The organism is Paenibacillus sp. y28 (genome assembly GCF_037137075.1).
Classification (GTDB): domain Bacteria; phylum Bacillota; class Bacilli; order Paenibacillales; family NBRC-103111; genus JBBBNV01.
Genome location: NZ_JBBBNV010000090.1, coordinates 1 through 1,540, shown reverse-complemented (window position 1 = coordinate 1,540; position 1,540 = coordinate 1). Strand labels below are relative to the sequence as shown.

Annotated in this window: 2 protein-coding genes; both read right to left on the bottom strand. The window is 37.7% G+C overall.

The features are described 5' to 3' along the window. Positions 1 to 88: 88 nt before the first annotated feature. Positions 89 to 670, bottom strand: coding sequence for a hypothetical protein (locus WBG83_RS22360; RefSeq protein WP_336747598.1), 582 nt, complete (start codon positions 668 to 670; stop codon positions 89 to 91). Between the two features lie 16 nt (positions 671 to 686). Further along, entirely contained in the window at positions 687 to 1,286 is a 600-nt protein-coding gene (locus tag WBG83_RS22355; RefSeq protein ID WP_336747597.1) for a hypothetical protein, read from the bottom strand. Positions 1,287 to 1,540 lie beyond the last annotated feature (254 nt).

Below are 1,540 nucleotides of genomic sequence, written 5' to 3'. Positions count from 1 at the left end.
GAATTCGATTGTTGATAGGTTTAGTATGTCCCATCTCCATCGTTTTCAAAGGTTCCAGCTTTTATTTTACACTCCCCCGAAGCACACGCTATTTTTGTTTCTCCGCAAATTTTTGGACGACGCTCTTCTTCAATTCTTGAAAACGTGGTTCATGGGACTCAACCGCCTGTTCCTTCTTGTCCTGTCCATCTATATTTATTTTACCTTGGTGAACGGCCTGAATCCAATATCCCTGTCTCTCCTCAGACCATGTCAGAAACAGAAGATATTTTGATTTCGCCTGTAGACCTGTATAATTCTCTACCAAATATCTCGTTTTTCCCGGTAAGACCCCGTTTTCCATCGTAAAAAAACGTTCAATCACAGGAAGCCTATCTTCGGTTTTTATCTTGTGATAGTCATCCTTGTGTACTTTATTGATAATTACTTCGGTAAGGGCATATCCCTCAAGATACTCACTATTTTCGTTTTTAAACTCCTTTGTGTTAGGAGTTGCCGTTACCTCTACAATAAGTGGCACATCCTGCGCCAGTTCTTCTACACTATTATAAACTTTGTAATCAGCATGGGATGCCTCTACCTCTTTTACATAGTAATGATCGGCAACTAAATAAACAGCCACCAATGTCAAAGTGATTAAAGTGATTACAAATAAACTTTTCTGTTTCATCTTATTGGCTCCCCTCTTACCATTTTTGACATAGATGATCCGTATCAGTACTTGTTGGCGCAGTTAAATTAATAGCCCCAGCTTTCATCCAATGATCACCCGAATGGGCTGGCGAATTGTTAAAATGGTCTAAGCTTAGCGCATGTCCCGTTTCATGTCCAGTTGTTTTCACTTTTTGCGCATAACCCAATGGATTGATATTTTTATTTTCCAATTCTATCCTAGCTACATCAAAGTTTGTACCACTCCGAACGCTCGCAACAGTTACAATGGATAAAGATCCATTAGTATTCCTTTTGTAGTAATCTGCATAACCGTATTCCCCAGGTCCATACTTTCCATCTACAACATAGTATTTAATTTGGGCTTTTGATGCATCTGATATTTCCCATAAATTTGCATTTGAGCATGATGGCTGGGACCAGTTTGTACGGGATATACTTATTGCATCATTATAACCATAGCTACTAATCGAAGAATCCAACCAATACTGAAAAGATGGTCCATTACCATTTTTTCCAATCATAATATGTGCTGTTCCGTAATCAGCCGAAACATTAGAGATCGTTGTGATCAAAGCCACCATGCTGGCTAATGCTAACGCTTTGAATTTCAAAGTACCTTCCCCCTATATTTTTAATGAATGTATTCACGAAAATAAGACATATAACGGCTTATACAAGGGATACTCGCAACTTTTTCAACATAACTATCCACTCTAAAATTGAAATTTGAACGACAATCAAAATACTTTTATCGGTTATTTCCCTTTTAAATGGATTATGAAATATTTCTGGACAGTGAAAAGTTCTTGTCGAAAAATAGTTGCATAAAAAAATAACCCAGCCAGGCGATTGTATGGTATCCTAG

Excerpts from the sequence above, each read along its gene's own strand:
- WBG83_RS22360 (WP_336747598.1), bottom strand. The coding sequence starts at position 670 with ATGAAACAGAAAAGTTTATTTGTAATCACTTTAATCACTTTGACATTG.